Genomic DNA, 22,925 nt, shown 5'->3' with positions numbered 1-22,925 from the left:
GGCGATGACCGCAGCTGGGTCCGGCCGGGCGAAGGTCGCCGAACAGCCGCGCGCCGAACCGCAGTTGACGCCCGAGCCGGCCGTGGCGCCGGTGGCGCAGGAGCCACTGCTGATCGAGCTGCTGACCGTCGCCCAGCGCCAGGTGGCGCGCGCACTGGCCGCCGTGCTGGACGAGGAGGGCTGCACGGTCGACCAGTGGCGGGTGCTGCGGGCCCTGGCGGACGGCGAGGGCCGGGCGATGGGCGAGCTGGCGCAGACCCTGGTGATCCCGCAGGCCAGCCTGAGCCGGGTGGTGGACGCGCTGGCCGACTCCGGCTGGGTCTACCGGCGGCAGTCGAGCCAGGACCGCCGCCGGATCACGGCCCACCTCTCGCGCCGCGGCCAGGACCGGCTGACCCGGCTGGACGCGCTGGCGGCCGCCCACGACGCGGCCGTGCGGGCCGCCTGCGGCGGGGCGGACCCGCACCACGTCATCGCGTACCTGACGGAGCTGGGCACGTCCTGCCCCGAGTGACCCGCCGGGTGAGTGCTGCTTGCCGGGTGACCGCCGTGTGGCACCCCGGGGACGGCCCCCGGGGTGCCACACGGGCCTACGGGCGCACGGGCGGCGCGGTCGGATCCGGTCAGATCCGGTCGGCCGCGATCAGCACGTACTGGAAGGAGCCGTCCCGGTAGGAGGAGAGGAAGGCCTCCTCGATGCCCGTCACCAGGGAGGAGGTGGCCCGCAGCTCCCAGTACGGGACCGTCGCGGGGGTCAGGTCGATCACGGCCTGCGGCACCAGGCGGTTGTCGGCCATCGCGCGCAGGTACTCCCGGCGGGAGTGGATGTTGCACTCGAAGTGCGCGTTGATCTGGGAGACCCACTTCGAGGGCTGCCCGTACACCGGGTTCCAGCACCCGGTGATGGTCACGTACCGGCCGCCGACCTCCAGGATCCGGGAGTGCTCGCCGAAGAGGTCGTCCAGGTCGACGTACATGCTCGACTCGTTGTTCCAGGAGGCCGCCACCTGCCCGGTCCCGAACGGCATGTCGAGCATGTTGGCCACCCGCGAGCGGACGAAGCCGTCGATGCCCAGGTCGAGGGCGCGCTGGTTGCCGAAGTCGGCCTGCTTGGCGGAGAGCGTCACGCCCTCGACGTGGCAGCCGAAGCGCTGGTGGGCCATCACCATCGAGCCGCCGCGCCCGCAGCCGGCGTCCACCAGCGTGGCCTCGCGGGGCACGTGGCCGAGGTTGTCGAGCAGGACGTCGGTCTGCGCCGACTCCAGGCGGTGCAGTTCGGCGATCACCCGCTCCTCGCGCCCGCTGCCGTTCGGGTCCCCGAGGGCGGCCTGGTCGATGTCCCCGATCCCGTAGTGGTGGTGGTAGAGGCCGTCCACGTCGCCCAGGCGCAGGTTGACCGGCCGGGCCTCGTGGTCCCAGTACCGGGCGATGTCGCCCTGGTAGGAGGTCGCGGGACCGGGGATGGCGGCGGTGCGGGTGGGGGTGATGTCTGCCGTGGTCATGTGCGTCTCCTCGGTTACCAGAAGTCGGGCAGGGTGTAGCGGTAGGTGTTGGTCCGGTGCCAGTGGTGGTTGCCGTCGACCCAGACCGCCAGGCCGCGCAGGAAGCGCAGCACGAGCGGGGAGGGGCAGGCGGCGGCGAGGGCGGCCGCCTCGGCCTCGAAGGCGTGCATCAGGTCGTTGTGGACCTCGACGGCCTTCAGGTACCCCTCGCGGGCCGTCAGGCGCTCGCGCTCGGCGATCACCACCGGCAGGTTCAGGTGCAGGCCGGGGGAGGCGAGCTCCTTGGTGTACGAGTACAGGTCGTTGACGATCGTGGTGGCGTTCGAACCGAGCGCGATGATCCGCTGCAGGGCGGGCAGCGCGTGCAGGTCCGCGGGCAGTTCGTAGCCGCCGACCGTGTCGGTGATGGTGGGACAGGGACGGAAGTTGTTGAACTGGCGCATCGCCAGGTACTCCCACACCTGCGGCACGTACTCCGTCTGCGCCCAGGCGGCCTCGGCGAGGTACCCCAGGTGCAGGCGGGCCATGTCGTGCCGGTACCGGTCCGCCTGGGAGGGCGAGGCGGCGCGCACGAAGTACTCCATGGCGGAGCGGTAGGCCCGCCGGGGGGCGTCGCCCTGCAGCGAGTCCTGCCAGGCCGGTTGGTAGCCGGGGGTGGTGTGCAGCGGGTCCAGGGCGGTGTGCGCCAGCAGCAGGCGCCCGCCCAGGCCGACCGGCGAGCCGCCGTGGTCCTCGCAGTAGCAGTCGTCGAGCACGTTCTCGGCCGCCATCAGCCGGGTGGCGACCATCAGGTGGTCGACGGTGGGGGCGTCGGGGTGGCAGGCGACCATGTAGCGGCCCAGCGCGAAGCCGTCGAACTGGTCCTCCCACTCGGGCGGGAAGAGCTGGACCTCGTCCACCGCCCACTCCTTGACCCGGCGGCTGACCTCCGCGACCCGCGCGGGGTCGGGCTCGGGGACGGGGTGGTGGTAGAGGCCCGGGACGGGTGTGCCGTCCGCTTCGTCGGCCGCCGCCTCTTCCGGGCTCGGCACCGCCGCCTCCGGGATCGGCGGCGCGACCGGATCCGGCGGGGTGGCCGGGATCGGCGCCGCGTCCGGGAGCGACCGGGTGGTCTGGCCCGGGTACAGCCCGGCCGTGCCCAGGCCGCCGGGGCCGCGCAGGAGTTGGTCCAGCGGGGTGGGGGTCACGACCGGGCCGCCGGGGTCGGGCCCTGGGCCCGCGGGGACGGAGGTGACCACTCAGGTCGGTTTCCAAGAGCCGGCATGACCACTCCTCAGGAAAGGCGCCCCCGCTGGACATGCGGGGGCGCGAGTTCACCGCAGCAGGCAGGCGGGGCCGCCCTGTGAGGAGTCGGCCGACGGGTCCGCCCCCGTCTGCCCGTCCCCCCGCGCCGACCGCCTGCGATCCATGGTTGCGGAGCGGCCGGGGGCATCGCGGGTGAAGACCACAAGAGACCGAATGTGATCACGTCACATCGTTCACTGACGACAGAAGTCCGACGGCATCGGAAGGCCGAGAGGCCGCGGGGTGACGTGGTGGGCGGCCTCGTGAGGCGGCCCTCAGCGGCGGAGCAGCCAGTGCGGGCCGACCGTCCAGCCGAGCAGCCGGCGCGAGGAGTCCCCGGCGGTGCCGTCGTCCCCGAACCGGCCGCCGGACGCGACCAGCCGCAGCCCGGCGACGGCCGGGGCCAGCGGGGCCGGGTGGTCCGCCACGAGCCCGTCGAGCACCGCCCGCTGGGCCTGCGGCGTGCAGAGCGACAGGTGGAAGACCATCTGCCGCCAGGCGAAGGCCGCGTTCTTCACGGTGGCCAGCGGGCGCGGGAGTCGCCCGGCCCGGGTCACCAGCCGGGCGGTGGTCGCGAAGGCGCCGAGGGCCGGCGCCTCCCAGCCGTCGGCGGGGGTGGTGCCGACGGGCCCGACCAGCGTGGCCAGGTTGTGGGTGGTGAGGATCTGGGCCTGCTCGATCACCGTGCCGTTGCCGGCCACCGACCTCGAGGAGGCCGCGCGGCCCGCCCGCTCCCGGCACAGGGCGGAGAAGGCGGTCGAGGTGGCGGGACGCCGGCCGCCGCGCCCCGGCTCGTCGTCCGCCATCGCGTGCACCGCCGCGTAGTCGATGCCGTAGTACCGCTCGTAGAGCGTCCCCTGGAGCAGGTCGGCGGCGATCCTGGCGGCGGCGAGGTACTTCGGCGTGAAGCCGCCCATGAAGATGTCGGCCGCCAGTTCCTCCACGAACGGCAGGCCGAGGTCGCCCCGGCGGGCCAGTGCCGCCAGCTCGCTCACCAGCGGGTTCGGCAGGATGGTGCCGGGGAAGGTGGTGACCGCGAGGCCGCCCAGCCGCCGCAGCAGGGCGAGTTCACGCTCGCCGGCGCCGCGGTGCGCCTCGGTGGCCCGCACCCAGGGGAGTTCCTCGGCCCGTACCTGGCGCGCGTAGTCCAGCAGCAGGAGCGAGCGCCGCCCCGCGAACGCCCGGTGGTGGGCCGCCGCGAGGGCGCCCAGCGCCCGGTCCCGGTAGGCGTCCGCCTCCACCGCCGAAGCCAACTGCGGTGCCAGCTCGGCCAGCACCTCGGCCGAGGGCACCAGGCCGAGGCCGACCAGGGTCTCCACCGGGGCACTGGTGGCGGCCAGCACCGGCCTGCGCAGCTCGGCCGGGAACGCCGTGCCGACCGGGATTCCGTGCTGCTCCGCCTCGAGGGGACCGGTGGGCGCGAGCACGCTCTCGGGATCCGCCAGCCCGTCGTGCCGGGGCAGTTCGGCGAGCCGGGCCAGCAGCAGCCGGGCCAGCGCGTGGTGGGAGGGCAGCGCGGCCTGCTCGGCCTGGAGCCGGCGCAACGCGGTGTGCCGATCGGAGCCGGGCAGGCCACGTCGGCGCACCATCGACTCGGCCGCGACGCGCAGGAGTCCGGCCCATCGAGGTGTCAACGCCTCTCCGGACACCGTCAGTTCGAGGCAGGTGCGGAGGATGCCGAGGTTCTGCCGCGAGCTGCGGTGCTTGCCGCAGAGCGGGTTCGCGGCAGCCAACAGCCGGTAGCGCAGCAGGAGTTCGGCCCCACGCCGGTGCCATTCGGTGCCCGGGTCGTGGTGCAGCACCCGGCCGTCCGGCCCGGCGGTCTCCAGCCAGTGGGCGAGCAGCTCGTCGGAGAACGGCAGCCAGACCGTCAACGCCTCCCGCTGGGTCTCCACCGCGTGGTTCGGGCCGCGCCGCTCCAGGGCCTCGACGCTGCTCGCGACGGTCTGCCGGTGGACGACGTCGACCGCGGGTGCCGGTCCGTCGCCGGTCGGCGGGGTGAACCGCAGTCGGGCGGCGAACGGTGCCAGCACGGTGACCAGTTCGAGGGCGGCCTGCTGCTCGCCGGCCCGCACCAGCCAGGCCACCGTGAGCAGCGCGGCCTCCTCCGGCACCGTCACCCGGTAGCGCCCGCCGTCCAGCAGCTCCCACAGCCCGGTCAGTCCGGCCTCGGTGAGCGAGTGGGCGAAGAGCGCGGCCCGGTCCGCGGCGATGCCCGCCGCCCGGCAGGCCTCGATCTCGTACGGTCGCAGCGGCCCCTCGGCGCAGGCCCGGCCACTGGCGAAGCCGCCGTGCAGCACTTCGAGGGTGGCCCATGCGGGCAGCCCGGCCACCGGGGTGCGGCTGCCGACCCGCAGGGAGCCGTCCGCCATTCCGGCCAGCGCCGCGCGCCACCGGTCGAGGCGGTCCTCGGCGCGCGAGCGGGTCGCCGCGTCGGGGTGGGAGAGCGCGGTGACGAAGGCCCGGGCGAGCTGCCCGTGGGCGTGGTCGGTGGAGACGGTGGCGGTCGGCTGCTGCTGATCAGCGTTGTTGTCCATGGCCGACGTGGCGGGTCCTGCCCCCGCGCCCTCCAGATCCGGAGTCTGGTGCTCTGGCTCACTGAGCTACACGTCGTTGCCCGCCACCCTACGGAGGCGTGTCAGCGACGGGCAACGCGATTTGCCGGGGCGCCGGGCAGGCGGCTCCGGGTTCAGCGAGTGGCGGCGAGGGTGTCGAGGAGGCGGGTGAGGGAGGTGCCCAGGCCCCAGCGGGTGGAGAGGTCCTCGAGGGTCATGGGGTCGAGGGGCTCGGCCGGGAGGGTGGGGTCGAAGTCGGGCAGCGGGATGTCGGTGGCGACCCGGACCACGGTGGGGGCGACGTCGAGGTAGGGGGCGGCTTCGAGGATGTTCCTGCGGCGGGCGGGCGTGAGCTTGGAGAGCGGGTCGGCGGCCGCGGCGCGGATGCCCGCCAGGTCGCCGTACTCGTGGATGAGTTGGGTGGCGGTCTTCTCGCCGATGCCCTTCACCCCGGGCAGCCCGTCGCTGGGGTCGCCGCGCAGGGCCGCCATCTCCGCGTACTGCGCGCCGCCGACGCCGTACTTCTCGCGCAGCACCGCCTCGTCGGTGAGCTGGGCGGAGCCGACTCCCTTGAGCGGGTAGAGGACGGTTACCTGCCGTGCGTCGTCGACCAGTTGGAAGAGGTCGCGGTCGCCGGTGACGATCTGCACCGGGCCGCTCGCCCGGGTGGCCAGGGTGCCGATCACGTCGTCGGCCTCGTAGCCGGGGACGCCGACGCGCGCGATGCCGAGCGCGTCCAGCACCTGCTCGATCACCGGGACCTGGGGGGAGAGGGTGTCCGGGACCTCCTCGGCTCCCTCGGCGCCGCCGGCGCTCTCGGGGGCCAGCCGGTGGGTCTTGTAGGTCGGGATCAGGTCCACCCGCCACTGCGGGCGCCAGTCGGCGTCCATGCAGGCCACCAGCTGGTCGGGGTGGTGGTCCTGGACCAGGCGGGTGATGAAGTCGAGCAGGCCCCGGACGGCGTTCACCGGAAGGCCGTCGGGGGACTTCACGGACTCGGGGACGCCGAAGTACGCCCGGAAGTAGAGGCTGGCGGAGTCGAGGAGCATCAGTCGCGGTGCGGTCACGCCCCGATCATCCCGCACGCCGCCGACAGTTCCCGGCCGGACACCGCGCCGGTCCGCCTTCGGACACCGCGCCGGACCCGCCGCCGGCCGCCGCGCGGGCGAGGGGCGGCGGCCCGGTCGCGGCCGGTCACGGCAGCCGCACCGCCGCGCCGGAGACCCGGACCCGGGCGTCGCCCGCGCTCAGCGTCACCGTCAGCTCGCCGGGGCTGCCGAGGTCCTCGCCCTGGTGCAGGGTCAGCTCGGTGTCCCCGACGGCCTCGCCCAGCTCGCGCAGGTAGGCGCCGAAGGCGGCCGCGGCGGCGCCGGTGGCCGGGTCCTCCACCACCCCGCCGACCGGGAACGGGTCGCGGGCGTGGAAGACCGTCGCGGAGGCGCGCCAGACCAGCTGCAGGGTGACCAGGTCACGCGCCGTCATGAAGGCGGCCAGCCGGTCGAAGTCGTACGCCAGGTCGGCCAGCCGCTCCCGGGTGGCGGCGGCCAGCACCAGGTGCCGGGCGCCGGCGTAGGCGATCCGCGGGGGCAGCGCCGGGTCCAGGTCGGCGGCCGACCAGTCGAGTGCGGCCAGCGCCTCGGCCAGGTCGGCCGGCTCGACGTCCAGCACGTGCGGCTCGACGCTGGTCAGCGTCGCGCGCAGCACGCCGTCCGGCCCGGCCACCACCGCCACCGGCACGCTGCCGGCCCTGGTCTCGAAGAGCAGGTCGCCCGGGCCCTCCAGCTCGGCCATCGCCACGGCGGCCGCGATCGTCGCGTGGCCGCAGAACGGCACCTCCAGGGTCGGCGCGAAGTACCGCACGGCGTAGGTGCGGTCGGGACCCTGCGGGGCGGGGGTGAGGAAGGCGGTCTCCGAGTAGCCCAGTTCGGCGGCGATCGCCAGCATCCGATCGTCCGTCAGGCCGGCGGCCTGCGGCACCACGCCGGCCTTGTTGCCGCCGTCGGGGGTGGTGGTGAAGGCGGCGTACCGCAGCACAGTAGTCATGACTGCGCGAACATCGTCCGGCCCGGCGGCATTCCGGGACACCCGGCCGGGTCTGCGGCGGCGGCGCTGCTCAGTGGGCGTGCGGCCCGGCCCGGTGCACCGGGCCGTGCGAGTCGGCGCAGTGCTCCGCGCCGGCCAGCTCGGCGGCCGCCACGGCGTCGGTGATCTGCAGCAGTTGCTGCTGCTCCTCGTCCTCGCCGACGTGGTCCACCTGGAGCGTGGCGTGGGTGATCCGGTACTCCTCGCGCAGCCGGCGCTGCAGGTCGCGGCGGACCGCGTGGCAGTCCCCGCCGGGAGCCACCAGGATGTGCGCGGAGAGCGCCGGCAGGCCCGAGGTGATCTCCCACAGGTGCAGGTCGTGGATCTCCACCACCTCCGGGGCGGCCACCAGCTCGTCGGCCAGCGCGTCGGGGTCCACGCCGGCCGGTGCGGCCTCCAGGAAGATCCGCGCGGAGTCGCGGACCAGACCGGTGCCGGCGCGCAGCATCAGCGCCACCACGACCAGTGAGGCGATCGCGTCGGCCCGGGCGAAGCCGGTGACCAGCACCACCGCGCCGGCCACCGCGGTGGCGATGAAGGCGTAGAGGTCGGTCACCACGTGCTGGAAGGCGCCCTCGACGTTCAGCGAGCTGCGGTTGGCCTTGGACATGCACCAGGCGGCGGCCAGGTTGACCACGATCCCGACCAGCGCGGTGACCAGCACCAGCCCGCCCTCGGTGTCCGGCGGGTCGATCAGCCGGCCGATGGCCTCGTACCCCAGCCAGGCCGACAGGACCAGCAGCGTGACGCCGTTGGCCTGGGCGGAGAGGATCTCGGCGCGCTTGAGGCCGAAGGTGAACCCGCCGCGGGCCGGCCGGGCGGCCAGCCGCATGGCGATCAGCGCCAGCACGATGGAGGCCGCGTCGGTCAGCATGTGCGCCGCGTCGGAGATCAGTGCCAGCGACTGCGCCGCGAAGCCGACCACGACCTCGCCGGCCATGAAGACCACGATCAGCACCAGGGCGCTCATCAGCCAGCGGCGGTCGGCGTCGGCGGCCACCCCGTGCGAGTGCCCGTGGCCGCCGTGCCCGCCGTGGCCGCCGCCGTGGTCATGGGCGTGGTCGCGGTGGTCGTCGTGGTCGTGGGAGTCGCTGTGGCCGGTCATCGCGGTCGTCTCCTGAACGCAGAGGTACTCGAGGACAGGTGCCCTGGAGGGAAGTGAACCCCAGATCGGAGCAAGATCCAAAGGCTGCACTGGTGACCGTTGTCATTGCGATTCTGGCCCCCCGGATCGCACTCTCACCGTAATCTCATGCGAATGGGCCCGATTGTGCCGTTCCGTTGATATCGCGTTTATCCGTCGGCCCATACATTTCCTGGTGTGAGCGAAGCGAAGATTCCGGCCGGGTGGTACCCGGACCCGCAGGACACGACCAGTGACCCCCGGCCTGAGCGCTGGTGGGATGGCGCCGGCTGGACGGCCACCACCCGTCCGGGCGGCGCGGCAGCCTCCGCCGAGGAGGAGAGCGCCGAGGAGCGGACCGCCGTCCTCGACGTCGCCCGGACGGACGGCGACCAGGGGGGTGAGCAGGCGGGCGACCCGGCAGGCGACCCGGGTAGTGACCCGGGGAGCGGCTTGGGGAGCGAAGGCCCCCGGGTGATCGAGGGCGAGGTGCTGGACAACGGCACCGTGCGCTTCCCCGAGCCGCCGACCGCCGCCGCCTTCGGCGCCGAGGGGTTCCCCGCCCCCAAGAAGCCCTCGCTGCGCAAGCGGCTGCTGCGACCCGTGGTGGTCGCGGCCGCCGTGGCGGGCCTGCTGGGCCTCGCGGTGGGCTCCGGCGCCACCTACCTCGCGGTGGACCACCACGACAAGGACGGCAAGCACCCGCAGGCCGCGCCGCAGAACACCCAGCAGCCCGGCCACAAGCGCGGCCAGAACGGCAACGGCGGCGGCCTCAACGGGGGTGGCAACGGGGGCGGCAACAACAACGGCAGCGGGGGCAACGGCTTCAACGGCGGCTCGGGCGGCTCCGGCGGTCTGGGCGGCAACGGTGGCTCCGGCGGCAGCGGCGGTTTCCCGGGTTTCCCCGGTTTCCCGGGCTTCGGCGGTAGCGGAGGAAACGGCGGTTCCGGCGGCGGGGCGAACGGCGGCGGCTCCGGCGGCGGTGCGTCGCGGAGCGGGGTGGCCGCCGACGAGGTGAACGGGATCTCGCTGCCCATCCCGGCCGGCTGGCAGGGCGGGACCACCCGGGCGGGCACGGCGGCCCTCAGCATCGGCGAGTACCAGTGCCCGGGCAGCACCGGGTCCGGTGGCTCGGGCGGCAGCGGCGACTCGGGCGGCAGCGCGACCACCACCTGCTCGCTCGGCGGCGTCAACACCGACCGGATCGAGGGCACCGACCCGCAGGCCGCCGCCAAGAGCGACATCGTCGCCGCGGCGAAGGAGTCCTACGGGAACATCAAGTCCCACCAGGAACTGAAGTCCGAGCCGGTCACCGTGGACGGCCGCAGCGGCTACCTGGTCCGCTGGCAGGTCGGGGCGGAGCAGGGCAACGACGGCACGGTGGAGTCGGTGGTCTTCCCGTCCGCCGACGGCAAGAGCCTGATCTCGGTCCGGCTCGGCTTCGACATCGCGGCCAAGGCTCCGGCCGTCTCGGTGATGGACACCATCATCAGCGGGATCGCCGACTACCAGGGCGGCGGCGGCTCGGCCGGCGGTGGGACCAACACCTGACGCGGCGTCGCCGGATCGGACCCCGCTCCGCGCCCCGCCACCGGCCCCCCGGGCCCAGGTGGCGGGGCGCCCGGCCGTCCAGCGCCCGGCCGTCCAGCGCCCGGCCGTTCAGCGGCCGGTCGGTCAGGGCCGGTCGTCCAGAGCCGGTTGATCAGAGGAAGGTCATGCCCTCGCCGCGGTAGGTCGGTACGGTCTCCACCAGCCGGTCGCCCTCGACCAGGTGCAGCGCGGCGAAGCGCTCGCACAGCTCGCCGGCCTTGGCGTGCCGGAACCAGACCCGGTCGCCGACCCGCAGCGCGTCGGCCGCCTCGCCCAGCAGCGGGGTCTGCACCTCGCCGGCGCCCTCCTGGCCGTCGTAGCGCAGCCCGGCCGGCAGGTAGGGCACCGGGGAGCGGTCGGGTCCGGCCGCGCCGGAGGCCGGGTAGCCGCCGCCGAGCACGGTGACCGCGCCCGCCCCCGGCCGGCGCACCACCGGCTGGGCGAAGAGCGCGGCCGGCCGGCCGCTGAACGCGCGGTAGTTGTCGAAGAGCCGCGGCAGGTACAGCCCGGATCCCGCCGCCACCTCGGTCACCGCGGCCTCGGCCACCGTGGTCTCCACGCTGCCGGTGCCGCCGCCGTTGACGAACTCCAGGTCCGCCACCTCGCGCACCGCCCGGACCACCGCCCAGCGGCGCTCGGCCAGTTCGGCGCGCGCCCGGGCCTGCATCAGCTGGATCATCCGCGAGCGCACCGGCCGGCCCGCGATCCGGTCGCCGACCCCGGCGATGTGCCCCTCGTAGGCCATCAGCCCCACCACGGTGAACCCCGGCCGCCGCTCGACCAGTTCGGCCAGCTCGCGCAGCTGCTCGGGGGTGCGCAGCGGGGAGCGGCGCGCGCCGACCCGGACCCGTCCGCCGAACAGGTGCAGCGCGGTGTCCAGTTCCAGGCAGACCCGCACCGGCCGGCCGGTGCCCGGTCCGCCCTCGCGGGCCGCGTCGATCAGGTCGAGCTGGGAGGGGTCGTCGACCAGCACGGTGATGTTCTCGGCGAGCTTGGGATCGGCCGTCAGCTCGGCGAAGGCGCTCCGGTCGGCCGAGGGGTAGGCGAGCAGCACGTCGCGCAGGCCCGCCCTGGTCAGCCAGATCGACTCGGCGAGGGTGAAGCTCATCACGCCCGCGAATCCCGGCATGGCGAGCACGCGTTCCAGCAGGGCCCGGCAGCGCACCGACTTGCTGGCCACCCGGATCGGCTTGCCGGCGGCCCGCCGGACCAGGTCGGCCGCGTTGGCGTCGAAGGCCTCCAGGTCGACCAGGGCCAGCGGGGCGTCCAGGTGCGCGGTGGCCCGGTCGTAGCGGGCGCGGTCGGCCGCGGGGGGAGCCGCTGCCAGAGAGGTGTGGTGGGCCATGGGCGGCAGACTGCCACACCACCGCTACCGCTGGGTAGGGTCGCGGCGCGGCCGGTCGTCCGCACGGACCGCGGGACGGCGCCGCCGGTCGCCGCCGTTCGGCACCGGCCGAGGCCGTCGGGGAGGCCTGCGGCCAGCGGCTAGGCTCGCCGGGTGGACCGCAAGAACATCCCGAACCCCGGATTCGCCGACGACGACGGCAGCGCCGACCCCGCCCTGGCCACCGCGCTGGCCGACTGGGCGCGCGACCCGGCCGCTGAGGCGGCTCTGCTCGCGGCGCTGCCGGCGGCCCGGCTGATGGTGCCGATCGTGGCACTGCTGGGGGAGGTGGAGACCGACGCGAACGGGCTGCGGCACGAGAAGACCAGCGACATGGCGGTGCCGGTGCTGGAGGCCGCCGACGGCCGCCGGGCGCTGCCCGCCTTCACCTCGCTCGCCTCGCTGGCCGCCTGGCAGGCCGACGCCCGCCCGGCACCGGTGGCCGCGCCGCAGGCCGTGCTGACCGCCTACGCGGAGCGGGCCGACACGCTGCTGATCGACCCGGCCGGGCCGGTGACGTACGAGCTGACCGGGGCCCGGATGCGCGCGGTGGCGGAGAACCGCGCCTGGCGGCCGCCGGTCGAGGACCCGCAGGTGCGCGAGGCCGTCCGGGCGCTGGTGGCCGCCGAGCCGCAGGTGCTGCGGGCCGAGCTGCGCCCGGGCAGCGAGACGGACGCGGTGCTCGCGCTGGGCCTGGCCGACGGGGCCGCCGTCGCCGAGCTGGCCCAGCGGCTGGCCGCCGCGCTGGCCGCCGACCCGGTGCTGCGGGTGCGCCTGACCCGCGGTCTGGACCTGGCCCTGCTGCCGGCGACCACCACGTCCACGGGCAGCAGCCTCTACGAGCGCTAGCCAGGGCCCACGGCACGTGCTCCGACGGGCCCGGCGGGGCCGGGTGCCGAGCGCCCGCGGGGCTCGTCAGAGCACCGAGAACTACGAGTAGACCGGCCCGGTGAACTTCTCGCCCGGTCCGGTGCCCGGGGCGTCCGGCACCAGGGAGGCCTCGCGGAAGGCCAGCTGCAGCGAGCGCAGGCCGTCGCGCAGCGGGGCGGCGTGGAAGTTGCTGATCTCGGGGGCGCCGGCGGTGACCAGTCCGGCCAGCGCGGTGATCAGCTTGCGGGCCTCGTCGAGGTCCTTGTCGGCCGCGCCGCCCTCGGCGAGGCCGCACTTCACGGCGGCCGCGCTCATCAGGTGCACCGCGACGGTGGTGATCACCTCGACGGCCGGCACCTCGGCGATGTCGCGGGTCAGGTCGTCGAAGCCGATCGCCTCGTCGGCGCCGGTGGGCTCGCTGGTGGGCTCGCTGCTCAAGGGGGGCTCATTCCATCAAGGGTGGATCCGTACCCTGTAGACGGTACAAGGGGCGCCCCGGGCGACGTCACCTGCCCGGTGGTGTACTGTGGGTACCTGACCGGCCAGGTCGCCGAGAGGTGTGCCCGGCCAGCAAGAGGAGGCTCCACCCAGGAGGCCCGAGAGGGCAACCGCGAAAGTCTCCCACCCGATCGTCCCCAGGGTCGACGGGTCCCGGTCCGCGACAGCAGCCGTCAGGCCGCGCGTCGCCCGCAGCGTCCGTCATCGGACGCGGCCCCCGGAGTGTGTGGAGCCCCGCTTGCCTACCGAGCGGGGCTTTTTTCGTGCCGCGGTGCCCTGGAAGCACCCGGGTCGCAGCGCAGCACGAATGAAGCCCCGCCCAGTGGTCGAAGTCCACTACGTGCGACCGCCGCCCTGACGGCCGCAACGCAGAAGGTGCAACCGAGGAGGCCCCATCAGCACCGAGCCCCGCATCAACGACCGGATTCGCGTCCCCGAGGTGCGACTCGTCGGTCCCAGCGGCGAGCAGGTCGGCATCGTGCCGCTTGCCAAGGCGCTGGAGCTTGCGCAGGAGTACGACCTCGACCTGGTCGAGGTCGCGGCGACCGCCCGGCCGCCGGTGTGCAAGCTCATGGACTACGGCAAGTTCAAGTACGAGTCGGCCATGAAGGCCCGTGAGGCGCGCAAGAACCAGGCGCACACGGTCATCAAGGAGATGAAGCTCCGGCCGAAGATCGACCCGCACGACTATGACACCAAGAAGGGTCACGTCGTCCGGTTCCTCAAGCAGGGCGACAAGGTCAAGATCACGATCATGTTCCGTGGTCGCGAGCAGTCCCGTCCCGAGCTGGGTTTCCGACTGCTGCAGCGGCTCGCCAACGACGTCCAGGAGCTGGGCTTCGTGGAGAGCTCGGCCAAGCAGGACGGCCGTAACATGATCATGGTTCTCGGCCCGCACAAGAAGAAGACCGAGGCCATGGCCGAGGCCCGTGCGCTGGCCGACGCCCGCAAGGCCGAGCGCCAGGGCCGCACCGGCGGCCCCGACGACACTTCTGAGGCCGACGACGCGGCTCTCGAGGCGGAGAACGCCGCGCTCGAGGCCGACGCGGACCTTGACGACGACGACACCGCCGACGAGGCGGACGCGGACCAGGTCGAGGCCGGCGAGGACACCGCCGCCGCCGAGACCGAGCAGCCGACCGAGGTCGCTCAGGACGCCTGAGCCCGTCAGGGCTCGGGCCGGTTCGAGTGATCCGGTCACCACGGTCCCGGGGCTCCCGCCCCGATGACCGGAGAACACCCCAGCGCCCGGGCCCGCGTGCGAGCGCGGGCCGGGGCGGACCGACGAGGAGATACGGCGACATGCCGAAGCAGAAGACGCACAGTGGCGCCAGCAAGCGCTTCAAGATCACGGGCTCTGGCAAGGTGCTGCGCGAGCGCGCCGGCCGTCGCCACCTCCTGGAGCACAAGCCCTCCACGCTGACCCGCAAGCTGGCCGGCACCGTCGTGGTTGCCCCCGCCGACGCCAAGAAGATCAAGAAGCTTCTCGGCAAGTGATCGCCCGCCGTGGCCCCCGGGTCACGGAGTCCGGCTGATCCTTTCCGACCTATTCGATTGACGGACCACGTGAAGTAGTCCGTGGTCCAACCCAAGGAGTAATGAAGTGGCACGCGTCAAGCGGGCAGTGAACGCCCAGAAGAAGCGTCGGGTCATCCTTGAGCGGGCGAAGGGTTACCGCGGCCAGCGGTCGCGCCTGTACCGCAAGGCCAAGGAGCAGGTCACCCACTCGCTCGTTTACAACTACAACGACCGCAAGAAGCGCAAGGGCGACTTCCGTCAGCTCTGGATCCAGCGCATCAACGCTGCGGCCCGTGCCAACGGCATGACCTACAACCGCTTCGTGCAGGGCCTCAAGGCCGCCAGCATCGAGATCGACCGCAAGATGCTGGCCGAGCTGGCCGTCAACGACCCGAACGCGTTCGCGTCGCTGGTCGAGGCTGCCCAGAAGGCGCTGCCGGCCGACGTCAACGCGCCGAAGGCCGCTGCCGACGCCGCCTGATCCAGGCAGTACACCGGACCCGCAGGCTCCCCGTGAGCCTGCGGGTCCGTACGTTCCCCCCGCCGTACGCTCCCCACTTCGTCGTCCCCCGTCACCCAGATCGCGAGACCATGGCCGGCACCGACCTCCCCCAGCTCAGCTCGCTCCGCTCGCCGCGGGTGATCGCCGCCCGCAAGCTCGCCCGGCGGGCCCAGCGCGGCAAGGACCGCCGCTTCCTGGCCGAGGGTCCGCAGGCGGTCCGCGAGGCGGTCGCGTTCGGCCTGCTGCCGGGCAGCGGCGAGCACGCCGTGGTCGAGGTCTACCTGACGACGGAGGCGGCCGAGCGGCACGCGGACATCGTGGCGGCCGCCCGGGAGGCGGGCCTGCCGGTGCTGACCGCCACCGACGAGGTGATCGCCGACATCTGCGACACCGTCACCCCGCAGGGCATCGTGGCGCTCTGCCGGTTCCTGGACACCCCCTTCGAGGAGGTGCTGCGGTCCCGGCCGAAGCTGGTGGCCGTGCTGGCGCACGTGCGCGACCCCGGGAACGCCGGGACGGTGCTGCGCACCGCGGACGCCGCCGGCGCCGACGCCGTGGTGCTCACCGACGCCTCGGTGGACCTCTACAACCCCAAGGCGGTGCGCGCCTCGGTGGGCAGCCTCTTCCACCTGCCGGTGGCGGTGGGGGTCCCGGTGGAGCAGGTGGTGGCGCGGCTGCGCGCCGCCGGCGTGCGGGTGCTGGCGGCCGACGGGGCGGGGGAGCGCGACCTCGACCAGGAGCTGGACGAGGGCACCCTGGGCGCCCCGACCGCCTGGGTCTTCGGCAACGAGGCGTGGGGCCTGCCGGAGCCGACCCGCGCACTCGCCGACGAGGTGGTGCGCGTGCCCATCCACGGGCACGCGGAGAGCCTCAACCTCGCCACCGCCGCCGCCGTCTGCCTCTATGCCTCGGCTCGCGCACAGCGTTCGCCCGCAGGGTGTCGCGACGCGGGCACGGAGCGCTAGGGTCGGGCTCACGAGGGCGGGGGCCAGTCGTGCGGGTCGATCGGATCGGGAGGACGTCCATGGTCGCCAGCGAGGGCCGGCCGAGAGCCGCGGGGGCAGCGCTGCCGGTGGATCCCGACGATCTGCCGGACGGCCTGCTGGTCGCCGACGCCCAGGGCCTGGTGGTCTGCTTCAACCGTGCCGCCGCCCGCCTCACCGGCATCCGCCCCGAGCAGGCGCTGGGCCGCCCGCTGGAGGAGGCACTGCCGCTGGAGGACCTGGACGGCCGCCGCTGGTGGCCGCTGAGCGACCCCTACGGCGGGCTGGCCATCCGCACCCGGCAGCCGGAACGCAACTTACTGCTGGCCGGTACCACCCGCGAGGTGCTGGTCTCCGCCCGGTACGTGCGCGGTACGCCGCGCGGTCCGCTGCGTCAGCTGGTGGTGGCGCTGCGCGGCACCGAGGCGCGCCGGCGCACCGAGCGGGCCCACGCGGAGCTGATCGCCACCGTCGCGCACGAGCTGCGCTCGCCGCTGACCAGCGTCAAGGGCTTCACCGCGACCCTGCTCAACAAGTGGGAGCGCTTCACCGACGGTCAGAAGCGGGTGATGCTGGAGACCGTCAACGCCGACGCCGACCGGGTGACGCGGCTGATCGCCGAACTGCTGGACATCTCCCGCATCGACGCCGGGCGCCTGGAGATCCGCAAGCAGGTGGTGGACCTGGCGGCGGCCGTGCAGCGGCACGTGGACGGCAAGGTGGCCGCCGGCATCCCGGCCGAGCGCTTCGACATCCGGCTCGCCGAGCCGCTGCCGCAGCAGTGGGCGGACCCCGACAAGGTCGACCAGGTGCTCGCCAACCTGCTGGAAAACGCGGTGCGGCACGGCGAGGGAACTGTCACCATCGAGGTGGCGCCGGCGAAGGAGATCGTCGAGGCCGCCGGCTGGGAGCACCCGGGCACCCCGCCCCGGGTCGTGGAAGGGACAGCGGTCACCGTGAGCGACGAAGGCAGCGGCATCCCCGAGGAGTCGATGCCGCGCGTCTTCACCCGTTTCTGGCGCGGCAGCAAGCGCGGCGGGACGGGCCTGGGCCTCTACATCGTCAAGGGCATCGTGGAGGCCCACGGCGGCGCCATCCGGATCGACCGCGCACCCGGCGGCGGCGCGCGGTTCCGATTTATCCTGCCCGCCGGGGTGCCCGACTTCATGGTCTGACGCAGACCCACGGGCCCGGCGGGCCGAGACCCCCCTTTCAGGCGACCGGGCTGCCGCGTCCCGCCCAGGCCTTCGAGCCGTGGGACGAAAACCAGGCGGTGCGCGCCCTGCGACTACACTCGACCTGGTGTAACGCCCGGTGCGGCCGAGCCGCGGACACCCTTCCCCGATCCACCCGGCACCGTCGGACGGAACGTGCCGGAAGGGGCTGCCCGCTGCCCGGCCACGCAGGACGTGGCGATGGTACGGCGCGGTTGCATATCCGAGCACGGACGAGCAGGAGCACGGGAAACATAGAGATGTCGGCACCCAACAAGTCGTACGACCCGGTGGAGGTCGAGGCGTTGAAGCCCGAAGAGGTCGAGCGCGCCCGGGACGCGGCCGTCGCGGCCTTCGCCGCCGCCGGCAGCCTGGACGAGCTGAAGGCGGCCAAGGTCGCGCACACCGGCGACCGCAGCGCCCTGTCGCTGGCCAACCGCGAGATCGGCGCACTGCCGCCGCACGCCAAGGCGGCGGCCGGCAAGCTGATCGGCCAGGCCCGCGGCGCCGTCAACCAGGCGCTGGCGAAGCGTCAGGTCGAGCTGGAGGCCGAGCGCGACGCCCGGGTGCTGGTCGAGGAGGCGGTGGACGTCACGCTGCCCTACGACCGCGCCCCGCGCGGTGCGCGCCACCCGCTCACCACGCTGGCCGAGCGCATCGAGGACACCTTCGTCGCGATGGGCTACAGCATCGAGGAGGGCCCCGAGGTCGAGGCCGAGTGGCTCAACTTCGACGCGCTCAACCTGGGCCCGGACCACCCGGCCCGCTCGATGCAGGACACCTTCTTCGTGGCCGCCGCCGACGGCTCGCCCGACTCCGGCCTGGTGCTGCGCACCCAGACCTCGCCGGTGCAGATCCGCACCATGCTCGACCGCCAGCCGCCGATCTTCGCGGTCTGCCCCGGCCGGGTCTACCGGACCGACGAGCTGGACGCCACCCACACCCCGGTCTTCCGCCAGCTCGAGGGCATCGCGGTCGACGAGGGCATCACCTTCGCGGACCTCAAGGGCACCATCGAGCAGCTGGTCTCCAAGCTGATCGGCGACGGCCTGGAGCTGCGCTGGCGGCCCTCGTACTTCCCCTTCACCGAGCCCAGCGCCGAGATCGACCTGCAGTGCTTCGTCTGCCGGGGCGAGAGCGTCGGCAACCCGGACCGGCCCTGCCGCACCTGCTCCTCGGAGGGCTGGATCGAGCTGGGCGGCTGCGGTGTGGTCAACCCGCGGGTGCTGGTCGCCTCCGGCGTGGACCCGAACCGCTACAGCGGCTTCGCGTTCGGCCTGGGTCTCGAGCGAATCCTGATGAACCGTCACAACGTCGCCGACATGCGCGACATGGTCGAGGGTGATGTGCGCTTCACTCTCCCGTTCGGGGTGGAGATCTGATGCGCGTCCCGCTTTCCTGGCTGCGTGAGTACGTCGACCTGCCGGCCGGCGTGACCGGTCGCGAGCTGGCCGAGAAGCTGGTCCGGGCCGGTCTGGAGGTCGAGACCGTCGAGCAGCTCGGCGCCGACCTCAAGGGCCCGCTGGTGGTCGGTCAGGTCCTGTCGATCGAGGAGCTGACCGGGTTCAAGAAGCCGATCCGGCACTGCTGGGTCAACGTGGGCGACGCCAACGGCACCGGCGAGCCGCAGGAGATCGTCTGCGGCGCGCGCAACTTCGCGGTCGGTGACAAGGTCGTCGTGGTGCTGCCCGGCGCCGTGCTGCCCGGCCCCTTCCCGATCGCCGCCCGGCAGACCTACGGCCACACCTCGGCCGGCATGATCTGCTCGGCGCGCGAGCTCGGCATGGGTGACGATCACGACGGCATCATCGTGCTGCCGCCGGAGTACGAGGTGGGCACCGACGCCATCGAGCTGCTCCAACTGGTCGACGAGGTGCTGGACATCGCGGTCACCCCCGACCGCGGCTACTGCCTGTCGATGCGCGGGGTGGCCCGCGAGGCCGCCGCCGCCTACGGACTGCCGCTGGCCGACCCGGCGCTGCTGGACGTGCCGCCGGCCAACTCCTACGGCTACCTGGTCAAGGTCGCCGACCCGGCGGGCTGCGACCGTTTCGTGGCCCGCACCGTGGTCGGCCTGGACCCGGCCGCCAAGTCGCCGATCTGGCTGCAGCGCCGCCTGCAGAAGATGCACGTGCGGCCCATCTCGCTCACCGTCGACATCACCAACTACGTGATGCTGGAGGTCGGGCAGCCGCTGCACGCCTACGACCGCAACCGGGTGGACGGCCCGATCCAGGTCCGCCGCGCGGCCGAGGGGGAGACCCTCACCACGCTGGACGGCGTCAAGCGCACGCTCGGTGCCGAGGACCTGCTGATCTGCGACAACTCCGGGCCGATCGGCCTGGCGGGCGTGATGGGCGGGGCCTCCACCGAGATCCTCGACCCGGTGGCGGACCCGGCCACCGGCCAGGTCACCGGCACCACCGAGGTGATCATCGAGGCCGCGCACTTCGACCCGGTCTCCATCGCCCGCAGCGCCAAGCGGCACAAGCTGCCCTCCGAGGCCTCCAAGCGCTTCGAGCGCGGCGTGGACCCGGAGGCGGCCCGGGCCGCGGCCCAGCGCGCGGTGGACCTGCTGGTGCTGATCGCCGGCGGCACCGCCGAGGCGGGCGTCACCGACATCGCCGCCCCGCACCCGGTGCGCACCATCACCATCGCCGCCGACCTGCCGGACCGGGTCGCGGGCACCGAGTACGGTCGCGAGACCGTCGCCCGGCGCCTGCAGGAGGTGGGCTGCTCGGTGGCGGGCGGCGACCTGCTCGAGGTCACCCCGCCGACCTGGCGCCCCGACCTGACCGACCCCAACGACCTGGCGGAGGAGGTCATCCGGCTGGAGGGCTACGACAACGTCCCGGCCCGGATGCCGCTGGTCCCGCCGGGCAAGGGGCTGACGGCCGCCCAGCGGATGCACCGCCGGGTCGGCGTGGCGCTGGCCACCGCCGGCTACGTCGAGGTCAACAACTACCCGTTCGTCGGCGAGGCCGCCTTCGACGCGCTGGGCCTGGAGGCGGGCGACGCGCGCCGGCGCACCGTCAAGCTGGTCAACCCGCTGAACGACGAGGAGCCGGCGCTGCGCACCACGCTGCTGCCCGGTCTGCTCGGCGCGCTGCGGCGCAACCTGGGCCGGGGCAACACCGACCTGGCGATCTTCGAGACCGGCACGGTCTTCCTGCCCGAGGCGGAGCCGAAGGTGGCCCCGCGGCCGGCCGTCGACCGCCGTCCCAGCGAGCAGGAGCTGGCCGAGCTGAACGCCGCGCTGCCGCACCAGCCGCGCCGGGTGGCCGTGGCGCTGGCCGGCGAGCGGCTGCCGTCCGGCTGGTGGGGTCGTGGCGAGCAGGCCGGCTGGGCGGACGCCGTCGAGGCGGCCCGCACGGTGGCCCGCGCCGCCGGTGTCGAACTGGCCGTCCGCCAGGGGCAGTCGGCGCCCTGGCACCCGGGCCGCTGCGCCCAGCTGCTGGTCGCGGGCACCGATCGGGTGGTCGGCCACGCCGGCGAGCTGCACCCGCGGGTGGTCAAGTCGCTGAACCTGCCGGACCGCACCAGCGTCATGGAGCTCGACCTGGATCTGCTGGCCGCCGACGGCGAGACGCGGGTCGAGGGTCCGACGGTCTCCGGTTACCCGGTGGCGACCCAGGACGTGGCGCTGATCGTGGACGCGGCCGTGCCGGCCGCCGACGTGGAGGCCGCGCTGCGGGCCGGAGCGGGTGAACTGCTGGAGGACATCCGGCTGTTCGACGTCTTCACCGGCGAGCAGGTGGGCGAGGGCAAGAAGTCGCTGGCATACGCGCTGCGCTTCCGTGCCACCGACCGCACGCTGACCGCCGACGAGGCCTCGGCCGCCCGCGAGAGCGCGGTGGCCGCGGCGCTGAGCGGGACGGGCGCGGTGCTGCGCGGCGCGTGACGGGCCGCTGAGTGCTGGTGCCCGGGCGCCGAGCGCTCGGGCGGGTGAACGAGGAGGGCCCCGGGGTGCGTACCCCGGGGCCCTTCCGCGCTGTGCCGTCGAGCCGCGGCGGGGTGCGCCGCGGGGCCCTCAGAGGTGCTCGGCGAGGGCGGCGTACACCTGCTGCCAGGCGTCCGCGCCGGCCTTCGGGTCGTAGTCGGCCGGACGGTCCACGCAGGCGAAGCCGTGCCGGGCGCCCGGGTAGCTCACCAGGCGGTGCGGGACGCCGGCGGCGGTCAGCCGCTGCTCGGCCTGCTGCCACTCCTCGGCCGTGATGATGTGGTCCAACTCGCCGCGGAAGCCGAGCAGGTAGGCGCCGCCGGCGGCGATGCGCCCGCTCTGCTCCAGCGGCGGGACCGGGCCGACCAGCGGGAAGCCGGAGTTGAGCAGCCAGCCCGGGTAGAAGACCGCGGCGAGCTCGAACGTCAGCTCGGTGGCGGCGCGCACCGCGATGTGGCCGCCCATGCTCAGGCCGAGGAAGGCCACGCCGCGCCCGCCGGCCGCGGTGCGGGCCGCGGCGAGGGCGGTGGCCGCGTCGGCGACCAGCTCGTCGCGGTCCAGCGCCCGCATCAGCACCAGGCCCTCCTCGCGCTCCTCGGCGCTGTAGCCGAGGGCGGTGCGCCGGGCCCGGCGCCAGTAGTAGTCGGGTGCCAGCGCGGTGTACCCGGCCCGCGCCAGCTGCGCGCAGGTGTCGCGGACGTACGCGTTCACCCCGTAGAGCTCCGAGCAGACCACCACCGCACCCAGCGGAGTGCCCGCCGGACGGACCACGTACGCCTCGATGCCGCCGCTGTCGCGGCCCTCGCCACCGAGCAGTTCCCACTGACCGTTCATCAGTCCCCCATGATCTCGACGTGGTTGTCGATCATATCGCCGACGGGGAGTGAGGACCGGTGGCGCACCTGGTCCGTCCGGGCGGCGGAGATCAGGAGCAGGCGAGGACGACGACCCACCAGCCGGCACCGTCGAGCGCGTGCTCCACGGTGCAGCGGTCGGCGGTGAAGCCGTGGTTGGCGGCCGAGTTGTAGGCGATGGTGGCGGCGCTCGCCTGCGAGTTGCCGGCACCGTAGAAGTGGCTGACCGAGGAGTTGTACGCGGGCTTGACGCTCTGCGCCGAGGCCGGCGCGGCGACCGCGGCGGTGGCGGGGACGGCGACGAGGGCGGCAACGGTGGCGGCGGTGGCGACGAGGCGCCGTGCACGGATCGACATGGGGAACTCCAGCTTCTCGAAGGGTGAGCGTGCTGTTCCTGTGCACTGCTGAGTGCACGAGCAAGACCCTAGCAGTTGTGTAGGGGATGTGTCAGGAATGTGGGAGAAGTCTGTGTATCTGTGGGGCGATCACCGTCAGCACCGGCCTGCTGCAAGGGAATTGGGCAGGCTGGAGACCGGCTCGGCGCAGCTGGTGAAGGGGGGAGGGGTGGTACGACGCCGCCGGGCGGCGGACGGCTCCGGAGTGCTCTCAGAGCTCGCAGGTCAGGATGACGACCCAGCGGCCGTCGCTGGTGCGGCCCGAGACGTTGTCGCACTGCTCCGGGTCGATGTTGGCCTCCGTGGCGGCGATGTCGGCCCGCTGGTTCGCCTGGGACAGGGTCAGGCCGACGCCGCGGAAGGTGAGTTCGGCCGCCTGGGCGGTGGAGGCGGCGGCCGTGGAGAGGCCGAACAGGGCGGTCAGCGCGAGGGTGGTGGCCGCGGCGCGCCGGGCGTGGAGGGTCATCGGAGCTCCAGCTTCTCGGGGTGAGGGTGCGGTGAAGGAGCGGTGGTGGCCGCTGATCCGGGACCCTAGCAGCGGAGTTGATGACCTGTCAGGAACGCGGCAATACGCCGTCTATACCGTGCGCACGCGGACGGGCGGGGGGGGGGGGCCCGGCCCCCCCCCCCC

21 protein-coding genes and 1 tRNA gene are annotated in these 22,925 nt (G+C 74.0%); 10 read left to right on the top strand and 12 right to left on the bottom strand.

What is annotated here, in order from left to right:
- Positions 1–4 precede the first annotated feature (4 nt).
- On the top strand, positions 5–514 hold the full coding sequence (locus ABD323_RS02855) for a MarR family winged helix-turn-helix transcriptional regulator (protein ID WP_344438661.1): 510 nt from the start codon (positions 5–7) through the stop codon (positions 512–514).
- A 109-nt stretch (positions 515–623) separates the two neighbouring features.
- On the opposite strand, the gene ABD323_RS02850 is transcribed toward ABD323_RS02855, so the two are convergent.
- From ABD323_RS02850 to ABD323_RS02820, 7 genes are all read right to left on the bottom strand, one after another.
- On the bottom strand, positions 624–1,502 hold the full coding sequence (locus ABD323_RS02850; protein WP_344438659.1) for a geranyl diphosphate 2-C-methyltransferase: 879 nt from the start codon (positions 1,500–1,502) through the stop codon (positions 624–626).
- A gap of 14 nt (positions 1,503–1,516) precedes the next feature.
- Positions 1,517–2,740 carry a family 2 encapsulin nanocompartment cargo protein terpene cyclase gene (locus tag ABD323_RS02845; protein WP_425555839.1) on the bottom strand — a complete coding sequence of 408 codons (1,224 nt, stop codon included), beginning with the start codon at positions 2,738–2,740 and terminating at the stop codon, positions 1,517–1,519.
- A gap of 321 nt (positions 2,741–3,061) precedes the next feature.
- The gene (locus tag ABD323_RS02840; RefSeq protein WP_344438657.1) at positions 3,062–5,323 is read right to left on the bottom strand and encodes a hypothetical protein; all 2,262 of its coding nucleotides are present in this window, start codon (positions 5,321–5,323) and stop codon (positions 3,062–3,064) included.
- Positions 5,323–5,399 (bottom strand) — tRNA-Arg (locus ABD323_RS02835). The genes ABD323_RS02840 and ABD323_RS02835 overlap by 1 nt, the downstream gene beginning before the upstream one ends.
- A 76-nt stretch (positions 5,400–5,475) precedes the next feature.
- Entirely contained in the window at positions 5,476–6,390 is a 915-nt protein-coding gene (locus ABD323_RS02830; protein ID WP_344438779.1) for a 5'-3' exonuclease, read from the bottom strand.
- A 145-nt stretch (positions 6,391–6,535) separates the two neighbouring features.
- Positions 6,536–7,384: a PhzF family phenazine biosynthesis isomerase gene (locus tag ABD323_RS02825; protein ID WP_344438655.1), complete on the bottom strand. Its 849-nt coding sequence runs from the start codon at positions 7,382–7,384 to the stop codon at positions 6,536–6,538.
- A gap of 70 nt (positions 7,385–7,454) precedes the next feature.
- Positions 7,455–8,528, bottom strand: a complete 1,074-nt coding sequence (locus tag ABD323_RS02820; RefSeq protein ID WP_344438653.1) for a cation diffusion facilitator family transporter — start codon at positions 8,526–8,528, stop codon at positions 7,455–7,457.
- Positions 8,529–8,744: 216 nt separating this feature from the next.
- On the opposite strand from ABD323_RS02820, the gene ABD323_RS02815 reads away from it, so the two are divergent.
- Positions 8,745–10,097, top strand: a complete 1,353-nt coding sequence (locus ABD323_RS02815; RefSeq protein WP_344438651.1) for a DUF2510 domain-containing protein — start codon at positions 8,745–8,747, stop codon at positions 10,095–10,097.
- Positions 10,098–10,248: 151 nt separating this feature from the next.
- Here the strand turns inward: ABD323_RS02815 and ABD323_RS02810 are convergent, their stop codons facing one another.
- Entirely contained in the window at positions 10,249–11,481 is a 1,233-nt protein-coding gene (locus ABD323_RS02810) for an amino acid deaminase/aldolase (protein ID WP_344438649.1), read from the bottom strand.
- A gap of 153 nt (positions 11,482–11,634) precedes the next feature.
- On the opposite strand from ABD323_RS02810, the gene ABD323_RS02805 reads away from it, so the two are divergent.
- Positions 11,635–12,369 (top strand): SseB family protein, encoded by a 735-nt coding sequence (locus tag ABD323_RS02805; protein WP_344438647.1) that lies wholly within the window; start codon positions 11,635–11,637, stop codon positions 12,367–12,369.
- Between the two features lie 81 nt (positions 12,370–12,450).
- Here ABD323_RS02805 and ABD323_RS02800 read toward each other — a convergent pair whose 3' ends face one another.
- On the bottom strand, positions 12,451–12,828 hold the full coding sequence (locus ABD323_RS02800; RefSeq protein WP_344438643.1) for a DUF1844 domain-containing protein: 378 nt from the start codon (positions 12,826–12,828) through the stop codon (positions 12,451–12,453).
- Positions 12,829–13,282: 454 nt separating this feature from the next.
- On the opposite strand from ABD323_RS02800, the gene infC reads away from it, so the two are divergent.
- From infC to pheT, 7 genes are all read left to right on the top strand, one after another.
- The gene (infC, locus tag ABD323_RS02795; protein ID WP_344438775.1) at positions 13,283–14,050 is read left to right on the top strand and encodes a translation initiation factor IF-3; all 768 of its coding nucleotides are present in this window, start codon (positions 13,283–13,285) and stop codon (positions 14,048–14,050) included.
- A 140-nt stretch (positions 14,051–14,190) separates the two neighbouring features.
- Positions 14,191–14,385: a 50S ribosomal protein L35 gene (gene rpmI, locus ABD323_RS02790; protein ID WP_344438641.1), complete on the top strand. Its 195-nt coding sequence runs from the start codon at positions 14,191–14,193 to the stop codon at positions 14,383–14,385.
- 106 nt (positions 14,386–14,491) lie between these two features.
- Positions 14,492–14,887, top strand: coding sequence for a 50S ribosomal protein L20 (gene rplT / locus ABD323_RS02785; protein ID WP_344438638.1), 396 nt, complete (start codon positions 14,492–14,494; stop codon positions 14,885–14,887).
- A 110-nt stretch (positions 14,888–14,997) separates the two neighbouring features.
- The gene (locus tag ABD323_RS02780; RefSeq protein ID WP_344438635.1) at positions 14,998–15,873 is read left to right on the top strand and encodes a TrmH family RNA methyltransferase; all 876 of its coding nucleotides are present in this window, start codon (positions 14,998–15,000) and stop codon (positions 15,871–15,873) included.
- A 59-nt stretch (positions 15,874–15,932) separates the two neighbouring features.
- Positions 15,933–17,066 carry a sensor histidine kinase gene (locus ABD323_RS02775; RefSeq protein WP_344438631.1) on the top strand — a complete coding sequence of 378 codons (1,134 nt, stop codon included), beginning with the start codon at positions 15,933–15,935 and terminating at the stop codon, positions 17,064–17,066.
- Positions 17,067–17,365: 299 nt separating this feature from the next.
- A complete protein-coding gene (gene pheS / locus ABD323_RS02770) occupies positions 17,366–18,487 on the top strand; it encodes a phenylalanine--tRNA ligase subunit alpha (RefSeq protein WP_344438629.1) in 1,122 nt (373 codons plus the stop codon).
- On the top strand, positions 18,487–21,006 hold the full coding sequence (gene pheT / locus ABD323_RS02765) for a phenylalanine--tRNA ligase subunit beta (protein ID WP_344438626.1): 2,520 nt from the start codon (positions 18,487–18,489) through the stop codon (positions 21,004–21,006). Before pheS ends, pheT begins: the two co-directional genes overlap by 1 nt.
- A 129-nt stretch (positions 21,007–21,135) precedes the next feature.
- Here pheT and ABD323_RS02760 read toward each other — a convergent pair whose 3' ends face one another.
- The 3 genes from ABD323_RS02760 to ABD323_RS02750 all read right to left on the bottom strand — a co-directional run bounded on the left by ABD323_RS02760 (position 21,136) and on the right by ABD323_RS02750 (position 22,760).
- On the bottom strand, positions 21,136–21,879 hold the full coding sequence (locus tag ABD323_RS02760; protein WP_344438623.1) for a dienelactone hydrolase family protein: 744 nt from the start codon (positions 21,877–21,879) through the stop codon (positions 21,136–21,138).
- 91 nt (positions 21,880–21,970) lie between these two features.
- A complete protein-coding gene (locus ABD323_RS02755; protein ID WP_344438621.1) occupies positions 21,971–22,255 on the bottom strand; it encodes a hypothetical protein in 285 nt (94 codons plus the stop codon).
- Between the two features lie 250 nt (positions 22,256–22,505).
- The gene (locus ABD323_RS02750; RefSeq protein WP_344438618.1) at positions 22,506–22,760 is read right to left on the bottom strand and encodes a hypothetical protein; all 255 of its coding nucleotides are present in this window, start codon (positions 22,758–22,760) and stop codon (positions 22,506–22,508) included.
- Positions 22,761–22,925: the final 165 nt, after the last annotated feature.

Origin of the sequence: Kitasatospora nipponensis, from assembly GCF_039528135.1 — a bacterium.
In the GTDB taxonomy this organism is placed as follows: domain Bacteria; phylum Actinomycetota; class Actinomycetes; order Streptomycetales; family Streptomycetaceae; genus Kitasatospora; species Kitasatospora nipponensis.
Note: the sequence above shows the minus strand (reverse complement) of the source record. Positions and strands in the feature narration are given on the sequence as shown.

Excerpts from the sequence above, each read along its gene's own strand:
- ABD323_RS02855 (WP_344438661.1), top strand. The coding sequence starts at position 5 with ATGACCGCAGCTGGGTCCGGCCGGGCGAAGGTCGCCGAACAGCCGCGC.
- ABD323_RS02850 (WP_344438659.1), bottom strand. The coding sequence starts at position 1,502 with ATGACCACGGCAGACATCACCCCCACCCGCACCGCCGCCATCCCCGGT.
- ABD323_RS02840 (WP_344438657.1), bottom strand. The coding sequence starts at position 5,323 with ATGGACAACAACGCTGATCAGCAGCAGCCGACCGCCACCGTCTCCACC.
- ABD323_RS02830 (WP_344438779.1), bottom strand. The coding sequence starts at position 6,390 with ATGCTCCTCGACTCCGCCAGCCTCTACTTCCGGGCGTACTTCGGCGTC.
- ABD323_RS02825 (WP_344438655.1), bottom strand. The coding sequence starts at position 7,384 with ATGACTACTGTGCTGCGGTACGCCGCCTTCACCACCACCCCCGACGGC.
- ABD323_RS02820 (WP_344438653.1), bottom strand. The coding sequence starts at position 8,528 with ATGACCGGCCACAGCGACTCCCACGACCACGACGACCACCGCGACCAC.
- ABD323_RS02810 (WP_344438649.1), bottom strand. The coding sequence starts at position 11,481 with ATGGCCCACCACACCTCTCTGGCAGCGGCTCCCCCCGCGGCCGACCGC.
- rpmI (WP_344438641.1), top strand. The coding sequence starts at position 14,191 with ATGCCGAAGCAGAAGACGCACAGTGGCGCCAGCAAGCGCTTCAAGATC.
- ABD323_RS02780 (WP_344438635.1), top strand. The coding sequence starts at position 14,998 with ATGGCCGGCACCGACCTCCCCCAGCTCAGCTCGCTCCGCTCGCCGCGG.
- ABD323_RS02775 (WP_344438631.1), top strand. The coding sequence starts at position 15,933 with ATGGTCGCCAGCGAGGGCCGGCCGAGAGCCGCGGGGGCAGCGCTGCCG.
- pheS (WP_344438629.1), top strand. The coding sequence starts at position 17,366 with ATGTCGGCACCCAACAAGTCGTACGACCCGGTGGAGGTCGAGGCGTTG.
- pheT (WP_344438626.1), top strand. The coding sequence starts at position 18,487 with ATGCGCGTCCCGCTTTCCTGGCTGCGTGAGTACGTCGACCTGCCGGCC.
- ABD323_RS02760 (WP_344438623.1), bottom strand. The coding sequence starts at position 21,879 with ATGAACGGTCAGTGGGAACTGCTCGGTGGCGAGGGCCGCGACAGCGGC.
- ABD323_RS02755 (WP_344438621.1), bottom strand. The coding sequence starts at position 22,255 with ATGTCGATCCGTGCACGGCGCCTCGTCGCCACCGCCGCCACCGTTGCC.
- ABD323_RS02750 (WP_344438618.1), bottom strand. The coding sequence starts at position 22,760 with ATGACCCTCCACGCCCGGCGCGCCGCGGCCACCACCCTCGCGCTGACC.